Here is a 17,199-nt window from a genome sequence, read left to right as displayed (position 1 = left end):
CTGGTAAACACGGCGGAGTTCACTATTTCATATTGACAATTTTGTCAACGATATAAACCGTGTTTCCGCGCCAGGGAAGCACACCATGATATTCTTTGTAGCGCAGATCGAAGTATTTTCCACTATTGAGCTCCAGTTGACGGAATATCGAATCATCTTCAATAGAAAATTCAAATTGATTGCTGGCGATACCACCCGTTTTGATACTTCCAAATCCCTCCTGGATGAGCTTGCCTTCGTAGGTCTTGAAAATATTGCCCTTTTTTACAGCATAATTAAGATAGCCAGATTTTACACCTTCACCGAATACATAGTAATACTTCCAGTAAACATAGGAGCCAGCCCCCACAAGGAGGAAAAGGATCAGCAGCAGTAAGAACTTCTTAAATCCGGATTTTTTCGGTTTTTGTTCGGGTAAATTTTCCATCATGTGTGCTAATTAAAACCATTTAATGCAGTGACTAGGACTATGCGCCGGAACGATGATTTTTCTGTCCAACGGATAGTTTCACCTAAAGATAAATAATTAACAGCATAATGACGAATGCATTATACTTAGATTGACGCTTGGCTAGCCTAGTGATTGTCGTTTTGTGCTGTGTTGCTAATTCTATTAGTTATTTTTCGGTTTTCTTAGTCTATAATGCTAATTTTTGTAAATTTGGATCATGGATCCCGAACAGGTACATCGCAAGATTATTCATTTGGATATGGATGCATTTTATGCCTCTGTAGATCAGCGTGATTTTCCCGAATATCGGGGAAAAGCGATTGCAGTGGGTGGTTCCCCGGATGGGAGGGGAGTCGTTACAACGGCCAGCTACGAAGCGCGAAAGTTTGGCGTCAAATCTGCTATGAGCTCCCGAAAGGCTCTCCAGTTGTGCCCCCATATTATCTTTACCTATCCTCGCTTCGATGTTTATCGTCAGGTTTCATACCAAATTCGGGAGATTTTTCTCCGTTATACGGATTTAATCGAACCGCTTTCCCTGGATGAAGCTTTTTTGGATGTGACCATAGACAAACAGGGTATTGGTTCGGCTATTGATATCGCCAAAGCCATTAAAGAGGCTATTAAAGAAGAGTTGAATCTGACCGTCTCTGCTGGTGTTTCCGTCAATAAATTTGTTGCAAAGATTGCTTCGGATATGGACAAGCCCAACGGCTTAACATTTATAGGTCCTTCGAAAATTGTCAAGTTCATGGAGTCATTGCCCGTGGATAAGTTTTTTGGCGTAGGAAAAGTAACCGCGAAAAAAATGCATGAACTGGGGCTTTTTACTGGGCTTGATTTAAAAAAACAACGCGAGGAGGATTTGGTGCGCTGGTTTGGAAAGACTGGGCACTTTTTTTACCGTATCGTACGCGGGATCGACGACCGTCCTGTTGTCCCCAATCGCAGCAGTAAATCGGTCGGGATTGAGGATACTTTTGGCGAGGATGTAGAAGCATTTGAAGAATTAAATACCATTTTGCAACGGCTCTGCAAACAGTTGTGGACACGCATCGGGAAAAAGGAAATCTCTGGAAGAACCTTAACCATAAAAATTAAATATGCCGATTTTGTTCAGTTGACACGCAGTATAACCTTAGAAAATAGTTTTGATTCGGAAGACAAAATTTACGCCACTGCCCATAGTTTGTTGAGTAAGGTTGAGCTGGTGAACAAAGTAAGGTTGTTGGGTGTTTCGATATCAAATTTTGTGGAAGAAGCTGATTTTCCAAAGGAAGGTATACAGCTAACACTTTTCGAGCATCGTCCTTAGCAAGGAATCATCCGGCTTAATCAAGTCTTTGCTAAGCCATATGGTACGCGCAATCTGAATTAAGCTTGTTACAGGCAAAATCGTCGTTATTTGTCACAATTCTTTATCTTAGCCAAAATAATTAATAAACATATCCAAAAATTAATGAATACGGTTTCAAGAGTACTCTTAGGTGCGTCTATCGTTTTTTTAGTGCATGAGGTTGGTTTTGCACAAAAGAAATTGGATTTTGCACAGTCCTGGGGGCAAAAGCCATCGTTGACAGTTCGCACGAATCAGTATCCTGGCTGGGCAGACGGGACAGCTTATCTGGAAAATGATGTAAATGATGGTCGTTTATATCAGGTTAACATTAAATCAGGTCACAGAAGCATTTATACAGTTCCTCCTAAAGAAGGGACGGTTGTCTATGTCGAAAACAATGATATCTTCCTGAAAAGTACAGATGGTGTAGCCAAGAAGTTGACCAACTCTCCTGATGTTGCTGAACAGAATCCGACCTTATCGCCGGATGGTAAATATGTTGCCTTTACCCGCAAAAGCAATTTGTATAGCGTGGACGTGACTTCGGGAAAGGAAATGCAATATACAAATGATGGTACCGACGTTATTTATAATGGTTGGTCATCTTGGGTATATTACGAGGAAATTCTTGGGCGTCCAACAAAATACAAAGCTTTTTGGTGGTCTCCGGACAGCCGTAAAATCGCCTTCATGCGTTTCGATGATACCAAGGTTCCTATGTTTCCGATTTATTCGTCCAAAGGCCAGCATGGTTACCTGGAGGAGACAAGATACCCCAAAGCTGGAGACCCAAATCCGGAAGTGAAGGTGGGTATCGTTCATCTCGATGGGGGGAACGTTACCTGGGCTGATTTCAACGAAAAAGATGATCAGTATTTTGGGCAGCCTTACTGGGCCTTTGATAGCAAAAATTTGATGGTGCAGTGGATGAACAGGGATCAGAACAATTTGAAGTTTTATCAAGTGGATCCGAATTCTGGTTCTAAAAAAGAAATCTACGACGAGCGTCAGGCTTCATGGATCAATTTGGATCACGATGAGCGTATCACCTATCTTGCGGACAACAAATATTATATCTTAAAATCGGATAAGACGGGCTGGGCGCATTACTACCTCTATAAATTGGACGGAACATTGGTCAATCCAATTACTTCCGGCGAATGGCAGGTAACCGAATTAAAACGGATTGATGAAAAAAATAAGGTGATTTATTTTACCGCACGTAAAGAAAATTCGGCACGTTTTGATTTATACCGCGTGGATTATTCGGGTAAAAATTTAAAACGTCTGACTTTCGGAGAATACTCACACGATGTCAATGTATCGCCTGATGGTAAGTATTTTATTACCAAATACTCCAATGTGAGTACACCCGATCGGTTTGCTTTGTTGGATAACCAAGGTAAAGTCGTCCGTCAGTTAGCAGATAGTAAAGCGGCTGATTTTGCTTCGTATACGTATGGTAAAACCGAATACTTACATCTTAAATCAGATGATGGTTTGTTCGATCTTCCATTGACAATTACTTATCCGACAAATTTCGATAAATCAAAAGTTTACCCTGTTGTTTTCAGTATCTATGGTGGTCCTGATGCTGGAACGGTAAAAGATACCTGGAAAGGAACGAATAATCAATATTGGGCTAATGAAGGAATTATTCAAGTCTCTGCAGATCACCGGGCATCTGGTCATTTTGGTAAACAAGGTGTTGCTTATATGCACCGCAATCTTGGTCACTGGGAGATTATTGATTATTCAACGATTGTTAAATGGTTAAAATCGCAACCTTGGGTAGCTAAAAACAAAGTGCTTATCACCGGGCATAGCTACGGAGGGTATATGACTTGTTTAGCGATGACGAAGGCCGCAGATGTATTTGATTTTGGTATTGCCGGTGCTCCAGTAACCTCATGGGATCTGTACGATAGCCATTATACTGAAAGATGGATGGATACGCCTCAAGACAATCCTGAAGGCTATAAAGCTGGTTCTGTGTTAACCTATGCAAATAACTATAAAGGCGTTTTGCGTATTATGCATGGCGATATGGATGATAATGTTCATTTACAGAATACAATCCAACTTGTTGATAAATTGACAGATCGAAGTGTTCCTTTTGAGTTGATGATCTATCCGGGAAGCCGTCATGGATTTGACCGTTCGAAAAGTAAATATGATTCTAATGAGCGTGCGCGTTTCTACTATCAATACTTATTGGAGAAGCCGCTTCCCAAAGAATTTAAATAGGCATAGTTCGATATACCCTATAGAATCCCCTGTCCATTCGGATAGGGGATTTTTTTTTTATGTTAAATATTATAAAAAAAATGATTTTTATGGGAGTGTAAATTGTTGAAAATTAAAAAATATGGCATCTTTGTAGAAGTTTATTCAAAGAAAAAATGATTCAATTCCTAAAGGAAAGTACTTTTGCTGTTAATGAGGTTTTTAATAAGTCATGGGAGTTGCTGAAAAGACATTATTTTTCAGTGGCGGGGCTTTGTTTTTTACTGTTCGTGACCTCCGGACTCTCTAATTATCTCGCGACCACCATCAGTGATTTCAATGTGGTGTTGAGTGGTTTTATGGCATTTTTTTTCATGGTGATGTATTTCGGATTGAATATGACTTTATTTAAGTATATCTTAAGTCTGATTGATGGAAATCATGATAAGAAATTGATCCAGTGCATCCCTAGTTCTAAGGAGCTCGTCTATTTTTTTGGCGCAATGTTAAGTATAATGGTGCTCTCCATAGCACTCCTGATGATTTTAGGAGCCATTTCTTTACCATTCCTTTATCTATTTGAAAATGGTGACAATCGGATGGAGTTGATGAGCAACTTTACGATGTTTGTTGTTTTTGTCGCTGCAATATTGACTTTCATCTTGATTATTAGAGTGGCATTTTATCCATTTTTCATTATTGATAAACACGCGGGCACATTGAGGTCATTACGCTTCAGTTTTGCACTGACAAAGGGCAATGTATTCAAACTATTATTGATTTTGGCTGTATTTGCTTTTTTTCAGTTATTGCAGATGTATTTTAATTATTTAGAATATTACATAATTTTTATTATTTTGAACCTCGTGAGTTCTTTCTTGGTGGTACCTTTGGCTAGTATTGTTGTTTCGGTCGCTTACCGATCCATGATGGCGGATTACCATGGGGGAGAGGATCCAAAGATTTTAAATAATATATTTTAATTAATAGCAAAGGTTTTGAGTAAAAAAGGAATTGCCATTTTAGGGGCAACGGGAAGTATAGGTACACAAGCCTTGGATGTGATTAGAGCCTTTCCTACTAAATTTGAAGCAATCGTTCTGACCTGTGGTAGCAATGCCACATTGTTGGTTAAACAGGCCTTGGAGTTTAAGCCCAAAGCGGTTGTTGTAACAGATTCCCTTCAGTACAGTTATGTGCAGGATGCTTTAAAAGGACATGATATCGCTGTTCTTTTGGGAGAAGCAGGACTGGTTGAAGTGGTGCAGTACGAAGAAGTAGATGTTGTTTTGAATGCGATCGTTGGATCTGCGGGATTAAAACCTACTGTTAAAGCAATTCAATCGAAAAAAGATATTGCGCTGGCCAATAAGGAGACGCTGGTTGTCGCCGGTGAGCTGATTATGGCTTTAGTGAAAGAATATGGTGTACGCATGCTTCCTGTAGATTCAGAGCATTCGGCGATTTTCCAGTGTTTGGCTGGAGAGGAGCATAATCCAATCGAGAAAATATATATCACAGCTTCCGGAGGACCCTTTCGCGGTAAAAAGAGAGCAGATCTTCTCGCAGTGACTAAGGCTGAAGCCTTGAAGCATCCCAATTGGTCGATGGGTGCCAAAATTACGATTGACTCAGCATCCTTGATGAATAAAGGGCTGGAAGTGATTGAAGCAAAATGGCTCTTCAATCTGTCAATAGATCAGGTCGATGTGATTGTACATCCCCAATCTATTGTACATTCGCTGGTTCAGTTTCAGGACGGTTCCATGAAGGCCCAAATGGGGGTTCCTGATATGAAATTGCCGATCCAGTATGCACTGACCTATCCGGCACGTTTTGAAAACAGTTTTGAGCGATTTAATTTCATGGACTATCCAACGCTCAGTTTTGAAAAAGCAGACATGGAAACTTTTCGGAATTTGGCACTTGCCTATGAGAGCCTTCGTGCCGGCGGAAATAGAAGCTGTGTATTAAATGCAGCCAATGAAGTTGTTGTGGATGCTTTCCTGAAAGATCAAGTTGGTTTTTTGGAGATGAGTGATATTATTGAACAAACATTAGATAAAGTAGAATTCATTACGACACCGACGCTGGATGATTATCTGGAGACGGATCGTGTCGCAAGATTAATAACGAAGGAAATAATCAAAGATTAAATTTTAAAAAGCATACATGGGTGTTTTAATTATGGTCGGACAAGTGATTTTAGGCTTGTCAATTTTAATTGTTCTACATGAGTTAGGACATTTCTTAGCAGCACGTGCATTTGGTATCAAGGTGGAAAAATTTTATCTGTTCTTTGATGCCTGGGGAGTGAAATTATTTAAATTCAATTATAAAGGATGTGAATATGGTATTGGCTGGTTGCCTTTAGGTGGTTATGTCAAGATTGCGGGTATGATCGATGAATCGATGGATACTGAGCAATTAAAGGGTGAGCCACAACCTTGGGAATTTAGATCAAAACCAGCTTGGCAACGTTTAATCGTTATGCTTGGGGGGATTATTGTCAATATTGTGGTCGGCGTTGTTGTTTTTTGGATGCTGACTTTTAAAATGGGCAATACAGATATCAAAATGGATCAGCTGGTAAACGGAATTGTTCCGGGATCCATTGGTGAATCCATTGGTTTGAAAGCTGGCGATAAAGTGATTTCAATAGACGGGCACCGTATCGAAAATTACTCGGAGTTGATCAGTTCTAAAGTATTGATGGGCGGAGTGGCACTTACAGTTGAGCGCAATGGTGCAACAACAGAAGTAAAAGTTCCAGCCGATTTATTGAACACGCTTTCAGATAAGAAAGGGGAAAAGTTCATCGAGCCACGTGTTAAAACAACAAGTGTTGCTGAAGTATCACCTGGATCGGCAGCAAGTAAAATGGGTTTTGTGAAAGGCGACAGCATTATTGCGGTGAATGAGGTACAGGTTCCTTTCTTCGACGAGTTTAAAGCACAAATAAAAGCGAATATCAATAAAGCTGTAGCGATTAAAGTTTTACGCAAAGGAACTGAAGTTTCATTGCAAGGGAATGTTCCTGCGGATGCCATGCTGGGAATAGGCATTAATCGTGATTATTCCATCAAATCTTTTACAACGCAATATAGCTTGATGGAGGCATTTCCAATCGGCGCTAAAAAAGCATTTACCGTGATTACGGACAACGCCAAAGGATTTGGCAAGATTTTCAAAGGGGAGGTACGTGCCGATAAAGCATTATCTGGTCCTATTGGAATTGCGACCCTGTTCGGCACAGAAGTGGACTGGATCCGTTTTTGGTCCTTAGTAGGGATGTTGTCTATGGCATTGGCATTTATGAACCTATTGCCTATTCCAGCTTTGGATGGCGGTCACGTATTGTTCTTGTTGGTTGAAATGATACAAGGTAAGCCATTGAGCGAAAAATTCCTGGAGAAAGCACAAATGGTCGGTTTCTTTATTTTATTGGCTTTAATGGTCTTTATATTCGGAAACGATATTTTTAAGCTATTTAAATAAATTCAATTGGTCAAACAGCCAATATGCTGATGGCCTACATCCCATAAAAAAAGGCTTAAAGCCAATCATGGTCGGAAGAAATTCCGACCATTTTTTATGGTAAGGAGGTATTGAATAAAATAGCCTGCAGTTCGGTTTATACCATTCATCTACGCTATTGGGTTTCATTTGCTTTCATTGTACCTGTTCCAAAATACGAGACGAAGGTTTTTCTAACAATAAATTGTTTATTTATATTGCATTTAAAAAACAATTTTTCTAAGTTTGACCATGGATGGAAGAAATAGAGCAGATGTAAAGCCAGGCATGTTGGTGAATATAATCTTAAAAAAGGACCAACGTACAGGAAATTTAACAGAAGGCATTGTGAAAGACTTGCTGACATCATCCTCATATCATTCGAGGGGAATTAAAGTCAGGTTGACGGATGGCCAAGTAGGAAGAGTGGCTGAAATTATTGAAGATGATTTTTAAGGTATAGGCTACCGATCTTTATTTCTCTTTACTTAATCTTTTCTAACGGTATTGACACGGAGAGATTTACTACCTATGATGTTCTTATTGTATAAATCAAACTAAAAGCTTGTTGGATTGTTAATAGTGAACATTTTGAAATAAAATTTGTATAATAACATAATTATTGCTAACTTTTTTCTGTATTTTTTATTTTATTACATATTTATATAATATTGTTTTTATAATTATTAAAATGATAGCTTTTTCAAATGGATACCAAGAATAAATGTACGGTTGTCTACGCAGATGATGCGCTGATTCATCATGTGTTGATGCGAGCTATGGCTCAATCTCATTTATTGGATTTGGTTTATTGTGCTTCCAATGGTAGGGATTTAATCGACTACCTCGATGAAAATGAGCACGAACTTCCTGAAATATGTATATTAGATCTGCATATGCCTGTATTAAACGGGATAGAAACGGCAAAAATCATACGGGAGAGGTTTCCCTCTATTCGAATATTTGGGCTGACATCAAGTAGTGATGAAAATGAACGGATGGAATTGCGGGACGCTGGGGCAGAAGAGATCTTTTCGAAAGAACAGATGCCACTATTAATGAAACAACTTGCTCCTAGCATATAGCTATAAATAAAGAAGAGGTCTAACAGATGTTAGGCCTCTTCTTTATTTTCTAAGGCAGCCTTGAATTTAAGAAGTCTAATCCAGGATGGACATTTGCTTAGATCTTTTTTCCATAATCCAACATGGATAAAACTTGTGCTCAAGAAACGTTGTACGTCGAAGACCTGCATATCTTGCTGTATTTCTAACGATTCAGGCAAGTCTTTGGATTGAAAATATTGTTGTAATTCTTCTGGAGTCATACCACAAAAATAGCGTTTTAAATCCTTATCTCCAACCTCCTCCGAGTGCCCGGTACAGATCCACAAATGCATCTAAATGCTGTTGCCTTAACTCGACCAGATCGAGGTCACTGTTTAGGGCATTGCTTTGCGCTGTAATCACCTCTAAATATGTGGCGTAGCCACTTTTAAAGAGTAAACCCGCGTTTTTGACGGCAAGATGTGCATTATCGACTCTTTCTTTGGCCAAAGACAATTGCTCCCGTTGCTTGTCGACCGTGACCACTGCATTAGAGACTTCGGCTACGGCTTCCACGACCTTTTGTTGCAATTGGATTTCGGCTTTATCACGTTCCAATTTAGCTACCTCATACTGTGTTTTCAAGGTTTTGTTTTTGAAAATAGGTGTAGTCAAATTCCCGGTTATTCCACCGAGCAATGCCCCTGGTATATTGAACCAATTTTTGGGGAGCATACTATTTACCCCCAATACGCCGCCCACGGTCAATGAAGGGTAACGCATGGCCTGTTGGATATTGGCATTCGCATTGGCTGCCATCAATTGAAATTCAGATGATCGGATATCTGGTCTATTACGCACAATTTCGATCGGGGAACCGAGTGAAATGTCTTTGCTTTCAGCGAAGAGATGCTCGTAAGAAGTGCCTCTTTTGATGCTATCGGGTAATTTTCCAGTAAGTGTCTGAAGCGCATTTTCCTGGATGACAATTTCCTTTTCGATTTCGGGAACGAGGGATGCCGCCAATAGGCGCTGTGATTGTGTTTGTTGGATCGCCAAGGCGGTGATCTCACCCGCTTCATATTGGAGCTTGATCATACGCAGCGTACTATCGTTCAATTGGACGTTACGTTTGGCAACCTCGATCTTGGCATCGAGCATCAAGAGATTGAAGTAACCTTTTGCGACAGCAGTTATGATAGAGGTTTGTATCGCATTTTTTGCCTCCTGTGTATCCAGATACTCGGCTAACAGCTGCTCCTGTTTGCTACCTATTTTCTTCCAGATATCTATTTCCCAGCTAAAATTAATATCGGAACCAAACATAGATTGATACACGAACATATTTTGCGGTGCTGTTTCACCTTTGTGATCATAATATTTGGTCAGGGGACCACTACCAAAGTCTTTCGATCGCCAGGTACGGTTTCCATTGGCAATTGTCGCATTTACACTCGGCAGATAATTGGCTTTGTTCTGCGCCAAAACTCGGGTTGAAATCTGCAGGTTGAGCAATGCTGTCTTCATTTCAAAATTATTCGCTAAGGCAGAATCAATCAATAGTTTCAATGTGGGATCGTGAAAGAAGGATTTCCAATGGATCAGTCCCATACTGGAGGTGTCTCCGAAATAATCCAGCGTATCGCCACGAAAGTTTTCGGGAAGTTTGAGTTTGGGCTGCACATAATCTTTGCCGATCTTACAGGCATTCATCAGGCCTAAGAGGCCAATGATGATCGATATTCCCGAAAGGTATTTTTTTATGTTTTTCATTATTCTTCCTCTTCTTTAGCTAGTTTATCATGTAGTTTTTCATCCAGGCTTTTGAATACGACAAAGAGTACAGGGATGATAAAGATGCCGAATGCTACACCAAAGAGCATGCCGCCGGCGGCGCTGAAACTGATCGAATGGTTACCGATCGCCGATGGACCAACCGTCCACATCAAGGGTACCAGGCCAGCAACAAATGCCAAACTCGTCATCAAGATTGGCCGTAACCTAAGTTTTGAACCGTTAATGGCAGCTTCGACGATACTTTTACCATTTTTGCGTTCCTGAACGGCAAATTCGACGATCAGAATAGCATTTTTGGCCAAAAGACCAATAAGCATGATGAGTCCTACTTGCACATAAATGTTGTTTTGAAGTCCCACAAGGTTGATCACGGAAAATACGCCGATCAGTCCCACAGGTATAGACAGTAATACTGCCCAAGGAAGAATGTAGCTTTCATATTGAGCGGAAAGCAGGAAGTAGACGAATAGGATACTAAGCGCAAAAATCAATATCGTCTGTGAGCCGGATTGACTTTCTTCATAGCTCATGCCCGTCCATTCAAAACCGTAATTACCCGGAAGTTTGTTGTCGGCCAACTTTTGGATAGCCTGCATCGCATCATCTGTACTATAGCCTTCCGCGGGTGTAATATTTACTGCAATTGCATTGTATAGATTGTAACGCGTGATGGTTTCTGGACCCACAGTCTTTTCTAAGGTCAATATGGTGTTAATAGGCACCATTTCGCCTTTACTGTTTCGCACAAAAATTGAATTGAAGGATTCGGGATCTTTGCGGAAGTCGAAATCTGATTGGACATAAACACGGTATTGGCGACCAAACCGATTAAAATCGCTCGCCTGTACACGCGCAAAATAAGATCGGATTGTGGACATGAGATCTTTGATCTCAACTCCCAGGGATTTTGCCTTTACGGCATCGATATTTACTTCATACTGAGGGAAGTTTGATTTAAAACTTGTGTAGGCACTTCGTATTTCCGGTAAGGTATTGAGCTGGTTGATAAAGGTATCTGCAATGGTGTTAAAATCCCGAATGTCACCACCCATTCGATCTTGAAGAACCATTTCAATTCCGGCAAAGTCGCCAAAACCCTGTACGGTAGGGCGGGGGAATACTGTAAACGTTGCTTCATTGATCTGGGATAGATCATGCCTGATGGTATCCATAAATGCATTGATATTTTTGATGTGCTTGCGTTTGGCATGTGGTTTTAAGGTGATGTAACCAGCGGCAAATGCCGGGCTTGAGCTTCCGTCCAGGGCATTAAAACCAGAAACTGTTGTCATTCCATTGATGTCCTGTCTTTTCTTTAAAATACTATCGGCACGATGAAGAACCTCAGTTGTTCGGCTCAATGAAGCGCCGGGAGGGAGGGCAATGTTGTATGTGATAAATCCATCATCCTCTGTCGGAATAAAACTTTTGGGTGTATTAATCATAAACACAATGCCAAGTGCTGTAATTAAAATTAAGCCTGCCCAGGCTATTTTCTTATTCTTGATCAGTATTTCTACAATCGAGACATAACGGGCGGTCAGTCGATCAAAAGAGGTGTTGAATGCTTTAAAGAAGCGATCTTTAAATTGATTGATTTTGCCGTTTTTTTGATTGGTATGCTGTTGCGGGGCTTTCAGGAGTAGCGCACATAGGGCTGGACTTAATGTCAATGCATTGAGTGCTGAAATCAGAATCGCTGTTGCCAGGGTGTAAGCAAACTGGCGATAAAAGATACCTGCTGGCCCTTCCATAAATCCTACAGGCAAAAATACAGCAGCCATGACCATGGTTATGGACAGGATGGCTCCCGTAATTTCGGACATCGTCGATAATGTAGCGGCTCTGGGTTTCATTCCTGTGCTGTGCATTTTTTCGTGGATGGCCTCAACGACGACAATGGCGTCATCCACTACGATTCCAATAGCTAACACCAGGGCAAACATCGTGAGGACATTGAGCGAAAATCCAAAAAGCTGCAGAAAAAAGAAGGTTCCCACCAATGAAACCGGGATTGCAATTGCAGGGATCAAGGTGGATCTAAAATCTTGCAGGAAGATAAAGACAATAATAAATACCAGGATAAAGGCTTCAAAAAGGGTGTGCTCAACTTGGTTGATCGATTCATCGATCTGGTCACGTACAGAGTAGGTTACCTCATAGTGTATGCCTTTTGGAAATGTTTTTGATTGTTCCTCGAGAACCTTTCTGACGGCAATATCAATATCATGGGCGTTGGAACCACTGGTTTGTGTTAAGTTGAGTGTAAGACCGGGATGTCCATTTACTTTATTGTCGCTGCTTAGATTTGTAGCACCGAATTCGACGCGTGCCACATCTTTTAAATAGAGCACTGAACCGTCGGTGTTGGTTTTGATCACAATACTCTGGAATTCCTCCGGTGTGGTGAAACGCCCTTTATGACGGATCACTGTTTCGAAAGCTTCATCTGAGGTTTCTCCAAATTTACCGGGGGCAATCTCAAAGTTTTGATCTTTTATAGCGTTGGTAACATCTTGTGGGACGAGGTTATAAAGGGCTAGTTTTTCGGGATTCAACCAAAGTCGCATCGCATAATCCCGTGCTCCCAAACGGGAAACCTGGGCTACACCATCAACACGCAGCAAAGGCCGCATCAGGTTAATCTGTGCATAAGCCTGGAGAAAAGTTTCGTCGTAGGCACTATCCTGATGATCAGAGTAGAGATTGATGGTCATAATGACACCCGTTTGCCGTGGCATGACCGTGATTCCGGCCTCATTTACTTCTGCGGGAATGGAACTGATTGCTTTGGAAATCCGTGTCTGTACGTTGACTGAGGCAATATCAGGATTGGTACCTGTCTTAAAATAGACCGACACACTTCCCGATCCTGAATTGGAGGCAGATGACTTGATATAGGTCATATCCTCTACACCATTGATGGCTTCTTCGATAGGTAGTAAAACGCTTTTTGCTACAGTCTCAGCATTAGCTCCCGGATAACTTAGTGAAACAAGCACACTTGGTGGTGCAATTTCTGGAAAACGCGAGACAGGCAGAAGTTTTAGCCCAACTAAGCCCAAGATTACCAGGATAATGGAAACCACCGTGGCTAATACAGGCCTATTTATAAATGTTTTTAGCATATATATGGAATTTTAAACACGCTACATGAAGTGTACAGTATGCCCGACACCTTGTAGCATGTAAAAATGATAGATAATTATTTCTGTAAAATCGGGGTTACTGGTGAACCGTCGGTCAATTTGTCAAATCCACTGGTAATAACGCGATCGTTTTCCTGTAGTCCTGAGTAGACGATATAATTGTTTTTACTTTTGCCTGTCAGTTGGATATTTCGTTTTTGTGCTTTGTTGTTTTGGTCCAGTATATACACGAAGGTTTTATCCTGCAATTCATTGACTGCAATCTGAGGGATTTGAAGAACGTCTTTTTTAACCTCTGCAATTTTAAGTGTACCACTACTTCCGGACCGAAGTATATTGTCGTGATTTTGAAATGTCGCACGCAAGGAGATCGCACCTGTAGTACGGTTGATCTGACCATTGACGGCATCCACTATACCTTTTTTTGCATATTCTTCGCCATCCGCAAGGACGAGCGTAACTTCGGGAAATACAAGCTTCTGATTCTGGTTGTATTTTTTCCCTTCTAAGCTATCTTTTTTTGCCTGTGCTTTGGAAAAATAAAGAAAGTCAGATTCATTCATGGAGAAATAAACATAGACTTCCTGGATATCTGAAAGATAGGTGAGGGGTTCTTTATCACCTTTTGAGACCAGATTCCCGATACGTTTTGGGATCCGACCAATGTAACCGCCTACCGGAGCGGTGATAACCGTAAAATCCTTACTGATCTGAGCGGAACGTACAGCTGCGATGGCCTGATCCAGTGTCGCCTTGGCTACCTGATAATCTGATTTGGCCGAAGCCAACCTGACATCGGAGATAACGTCGTTTTGAACCAGCGGCTTCAATCGGTCGACTTCGAGCTGTGCATTTTTAAGTTTGGCTCTGGCGACCTGCTCTGTAGCAACCATGTTATTGAGATTTTCCTGATAAGTAGAGGGGTCTACTTTGAACAGTTTCTGGCCTTTTTGAACAAAAGAACCTTCATCGATATAAATTTCCTGAAGCAGTCCTTCGACCTGTGGGCGGACCTCAACGTTAACTTTACCTTCTATGGTGCCCAAATAATCCTTGATGGTGGTAGCATCTGATTTAGTGACGGTATAGACGGGCAAGGCCACGTTTTTTTCTTTGGTTTTATTTTCTTTTGAAGAACTTGAAGAACAACTTACCTGTGTGGCTAAGGCTGAACAAATCAATAGGGATACTTTAAAAATAGATAATGTTTTTTTCTTCACAATGCTTGATTAATTTTTACGATATATGTGTTGGGTAATATGAATATTACAATATAAACGCCAAATAGTTTAATTATTGTGAAGATTAACATTTGTTAACATCTCAGATTCTAGTTAATAACTGTTCAATTATTAATCAATAATAATGTTTAATAGTTTTAAGAATTTGATAGTTATGGTTTTATGGAGAGGGGTACATCATATTTTCCCCCAAAGGAAAATATGATGTTGCTAGTATTGTAGCTTAGAATTTAAGGTGCTTCACGGTCAATCCGTTATTGATAAGCTGTTTTAAAGCATCAATACCTATACCGATATGTTCTTCCACATATTTCGCTGTAACGGTTACATCACTGACCGAAGTTTTTACTCCTTCTGGCACCATCGGTTGATCTGAAACTAGCAGTAAAGCACCTGTTGGAATCTTGTTGGCAAATCCGACGCTGAATATCGTTGCGGTTTCCATATCAACGCACATGGCACGGATTGATTTTAAATATTTTTTGAAAGCTTTGTCATGTTCCCAAACCCGTCTATTGGTGGTGTATACCGTTCCAGTCCAGTAATCGCGTTGGTGATCCCGAATTGTAGTGGATATGGCCTTTTGCATGGCGAAGGCAGGTAATGAAGGTACTTCGGGTGGAAAGTAGTCATTCGATGTTCCCTCGCCGCGGATAGCGGCAATTGGAAGAATCAATTCACCTACAGGAATTTTTTTCTTGATACCCCCGGTCTTACCCAAAAATAGAACGGCTTTTGGTGCAATTGCTGATAATAGATCCATAATGGTTGCGGCCATTGGACTTCCCATTCCGAAATTGATAATGGTGATGCCTCCGGCAGTGACGGATTGCATCGGTTTGTCTTCCCCGTAAATAGGAGCATTATCATGCATTTCAGAAAACAGGTGGATATATTTTGAAAAGTTCGTTAAAAGGATATACTCCCCAAACTCTTCCAAAGGCCTTCCCGTATAACGGGGAAGCCAGTTGTTCACGATTTCTTCTTTGGTTTTTAAACCTGGTGTGATCGGACTATTTACGGTATTCTTTGCACTTCTCTTTGTTGTCATAGTCATTAAATTTAATTTCTTGAATCTCTTATCTTCCTGTCAACATTCCGTTATGGCTATGTTATTATTGTAATATAAGATTTTTAATTCTTTTCTAAAAAAAAAATCCCGTTCAGCGAACGGGATTTTTTTAAGCGACTTTAAGCTTTTTTAAATCGGACTTTTCGAATTTTTTCTTCGCATAGTCCAAGGTAATTTCTAATGCTTTCTGTCCCGTTTGTTCTTTTGTTGACGGAATCTCAAACATGGCATCCAGCATAATGGCTTCGCATATGCTGCGGAGGCCACGGGCTCCAAGTTTAAATTCGTCAGCTTTATCAACAATAAACGTATATACGTCAGGATCAAATTTTAGTTCGATACCTTCGTATTCAAACAACTTCTTATATTGTTTTACCAATGCATTTTTTGGTTCAGTCAAAATGCTCAGTAAAGTTTCCTTATCCAATGGATTTAAGTAAGTCAATACAGGAAGACGGCCAATTAACTCTGGAATTAAGCCAAAGTTCTTTAAGTCTTGAGGAGTAATATACTTGTATAGATTATTCAAGTCAATTTCCTCTTCGTCTTCGTTCATTTTATAACCTACTGTTTGCGTGCGCAGACGGTTTGCAATTTTCTTTTGAATACCGTCGAATGCACCACCACAGATAAATAGAATATTACTTGTATTGACTGCGATCATTTTTTGATCCGGGTGTTTACGGCCGCCTTGAGGTGGAACGTTTACAACTGTACCTTCGAGAATCTTCAATAAAGCTTGCTGCACACCTTCACCCGATACATCTCTCGTAATGGAAGGATTATCGCTTTTACGTGCGATTTTATCAATCTCATCGATATAGATGATACCGCGCTCTGCAGAGGCTACATCATAATCTGCTGCTTGCAATAAACGTGTTAATATACTTTCTACGTCTTCCCCTACATACCCTGCTTCTGTCAATACAGTTGCATCCACAATACAGAAGGGGACGTTGAGTATTTTGGCAACAGTTTTTGCCAGCAAGGTTTTACCTGTACCTGTTTCACCAACGATAATCAAATTGGATTTTTCGATTTCAATCTCGTCTTTATCCACTTTCTGATTTAAACGTTTATAGTGATTATAAACTGCTACTGAAATTACTTTTTTAGCATCATCCTGACCGATTACATATTGATCCAGGTGAGTTTTAATCTCCAAAGGACGGATCAACTTTAAAGCAGTCTGTAAAGTTTTACTTTTTCGTTGTTTTAATTCTTCTGCCAAGATTTCGCCTGCCTGCTGGATACATCTGTCACAGATGTGTGCTCCGTTGCCTGCAATAAGCATCTGGGCTTCATTTTTGCTTATGCCACAAAACGAACAGTGAATGTCTCTATCGTTATTCTTTGCCATTG

General features: G+C 40.5%; 14 protein-coding genes. 7 read left to right on the top strand and 7 right to left on the bottom strand.

The genetic code is table 11. The annotated features are described in order from the left end of the window. Positions 1-22: 22 nt before the first annotated feature. Positions 23-430, bottom strand: coding sequence for a hypothetical protein (locus CBM24_RS17440; protein ID WP_075993279.1), 408 nt, complete (start codon positions 428-430; stop codon positions 23-25). A 238-nt stretch (positions 431-668) separates the two neighbouring features. On the opposite strand from CBM24_RS17440, the gene dinB reads away from it, so the two are divergent. From dinB to CBM24_RS17400, 7 genes are all read left to right on the top strand, one after another. Beyond that, the gene (gene dinB / locus CBM24_RS17435) at positions 669-1,766 is read left to right on the top strand and encodes a DNA polymerase IV (protein WP_088162133.1); all 1,098 of its coding nucleotides are present in this window, start codon (positions 669-671) and stop codon (positions 1,764-1,766) included. Between the two features lie 144 nt (positions 1,767-1,910). After that, positions 1,911-4,037: a S9 family peptidase gene (locus CBM24_RS17430; RefSeq protein WP_088162132.1), complete on the top strand. Its 2,127-nt coding sequence runs from the start codon at positions 1,911-1,913 to the stop codon at positions 4,035-4,037. Positions 4,038-4,192: 155 nt separating this feature from the next. Next, positions 4,193-4,999 carry a beta-carotene 15,15'-monooxygenase gene (locus tag CBM24_RS17425; protein WP_088162131.1) on the top strand — a complete coding sequence of 269 codons (807 nt, stop codon included), beginning with the start codon at positions 4,193-4,195 and terminating at the stop codon, positions 4,997-4,999. A 15-nt stretch (positions 5,000-5,014) separates the two neighbouring features. Further along, a complete protein-coding gene (locus tag CBM24_RS17420; protein ID WP_088162130.1) occupies positions 5,015-6,172 on the top strand; it encodes a 1-deoxy-D-xylulose-5-phosphate reductoisomerase in 1,158 nt (385 codons plus the stop codon). A gap of 16 nt (positions 6,173-6,188) precedes the next feature. Beyond that, the gene (gene rseP / locus CBM24_RS17415) at positions 6,189-7,514 is read left to right on the top strand and encodes an RIP metalloprotease RseP (protein WP_088162129.1); all 1,326 of its coding nucleotides are present in this window, start codon (positions 6,189-6,191) and stop codon (positions 7,512-7,514) included. Positions 7,515-7,784: 270 nt separating this feature from the next. Then, positions 7,785-7,988, top strand: coding sequence for a YwbE family protein (locus CBM24_RS17405; protein ID WP_046674525.1), 204 nt, complete (start codon positions 7,785-7,787; stop codon positions 7,986-7,988). 251 nt (positions 7,989-8,239) lie between these two features. Further along, positions 8,240-8,617: a response regulator gene (locus tag CBM24_RS17400; protein WP_088162127.1), complete on the top strand. Its 378-nt coding sequence runs from the start codon at positions 8,240-8,242 to the stop codon at positions 8,615-8,617. 29 nt (positions 8,618-8,646) lie between these two features. Here CBM24_RS17400 and CBM24_RS17395 read toward each other — a convergent pair whose 3' ends face one another. From CBM24_RS17395 to clpX, 6 genes are all read right to left on the bottom strand, one after another. Next, entirely contained in the window at positions 8,647-8,859 is a 213-nt protein-coding gene (locus CBM24_RS17395; protein ID WP_088162126.1) for a DUF6965 family protein, read from the bottom strand. 25 nt (positions 8,860-8,884) lie between these two features. Then, complete coding sequence (locus CBM24_RS17390; RefSeq protein ID WP_088162125.1) at positions 8,885-10,351, bottom strand: efflux transporter outer membrane subunit; 1,467 nt, start codon at positions 10,349-10,351, stop codon at positions 8,885-8,887. Then, complete coding sequence (locus tag CBM24_RS17385) at positions 10,351-13,503, bottom strand: efflux RND transporter permease subunit (protein ID WP_088162124.1); 3,153 nt, start codon at positions 13,501-13,503, stop codon at positions 10,351-10,353. Before CBM24_RS17385 ends, CBM24_RS17390 begins: the two co-directional genes overlap by 1 nt. A gap of 77 nt (positions 13,504-13,580) precedes the next feature. Further along, the gene (locus CBM24_RS17380; protein WP_232475553.1) at positions 13,581-14,744 is read right to left on the bottom strand and encodes an efflux RND transporter periplasmic adaptor subunit; all 1,164 of its coding nucleotides are present in this window, start codon (positions 14,742-14,744) and stop codon (positions 13,581-13,583) included. Positions 14,745-14,988: 244 nt separating this feature from the next. Next, positions 14,989-15,822 carry an AMP nucleosidase gene (locus CBM24_RS17375; protein WP_198385934.1) on the bottom strand — a complete coding sequence of 278 codons (834 nt, stop codon included), beginning with the start codon at positions 15,820-15,822 and terminating at the stop codon, positions 14,989-14,991. Between the two features lie 124 nt (positions 15,823-15,946). Beyond that, positions 15,947-17,197 carry an ATP-dependent Clp protease ATP-binding subunit ClpX gene (clpX, locus tag CBM24_RS17370; RefSeq protein WP_070565518.1) on the bottom strand — a complete coding sequence of 417 codons (1,251 nt, stop codon included), beginning with the start codon at positions 17,195-17,197 and terminating at the stop codon, positions 15,947-15,949. Between the last annotated feature and the right edge of the window lie 2 nt (positions 17,198-17,199).

The organism is Sphingobacterium sp. G1-14 (genome assembly GCF_002196555.1).
Taxonomy (GTDB): domain Bacteria; phylum Bacteroidota; class Bacteroidia; order Sphingobacteriales; family Sphingobacteriaceae; genus Sphingobacterium; species Sphingobacterium siyangense.
Note: the sequence above shows the minus strand (reverse complement) of the source record. Positions and strands in the feature narration are given on the sequence as shown.

Coding starts and splice junctions, on each gene's coding strand:
- CBM24_RS17395 (WP_088162126.1), bottom strand. CDS start 8,859: ATGACTCCAGAAGAATTACAACAATATTTTCAATCCAAAGACTTGCCT.
- CBM24_RS17385 (WP_088162124.1), bottom strand. CDS start 13,503: ATGCTAAAAACATTTATAAATAGGCCTGTATTAGCCACGGTGGTTTCC.
- CBM24_RS17400 (WP_088162127.1), top strand. CDS start 8,240: ATGGATACCAAGAATAAATGTACGGTTGTCTACGCAGATGATGCGCTG.
- CBM24_RS17430 (WP_088162132.1), top strand. CDS start 1,911: ATGAATACGGTTTCAAGAGTACTCTTAGGTGCGTCTATCGTTTTTTTA.
- CBM24_RS17390 (WP_088162125.1), bottom strand. CDS start 10,351: ATGAAAAACATAAAAAAATACCTTTCGGGAATATCGATCATCATTGGC.
- CBM24_RS17440 (WP_075993279.1), bottom strand. CDS start 430: ATGATGGAAAATTTACCCGAACAAAAACCGAAAAAATCCGGATTTAAG.
- CBM24_RS17375 (WP_198385934.1), bottom strand. CDS start 15,822: ATGACTATGACAACAAAGAGAAGTGCAAAGAATACCGTAAATAGTCCG.
- clpX (WP_070565518.1), bottom strand. CDS start 17,197: ATGGCAAAGAATAACGATAGAGACATTCACTGTTCGTTTTGTGGCATA.
- CBM24_RS17405 (WP_046674525.1), top strand. CDS start 7,785: ATGGATGGAAGAAATAGAGCAGATGTAAAGCCAGGCATGTTGGTGAAT.
- CBM24_RS17425 (WP_088162131.1), top strand. CDS start 4,193: ATGATTCAATTCCTAAAGGAAAGTACTTTTGCTGTTAATGAGGTTTTT.
- dinB (WP_088162133.1), top strand. CDS start 669: ATGGATCCCGAACAGGTACATCGCAAGATTATTCATTTGGATATGGAT.
- rseP (WP_088162129.1), top strand. CDS start 6,189: ATGGGTGTTTTAATTATGGTCGGACAAGTGATTTTAGGCTTGTCAATT.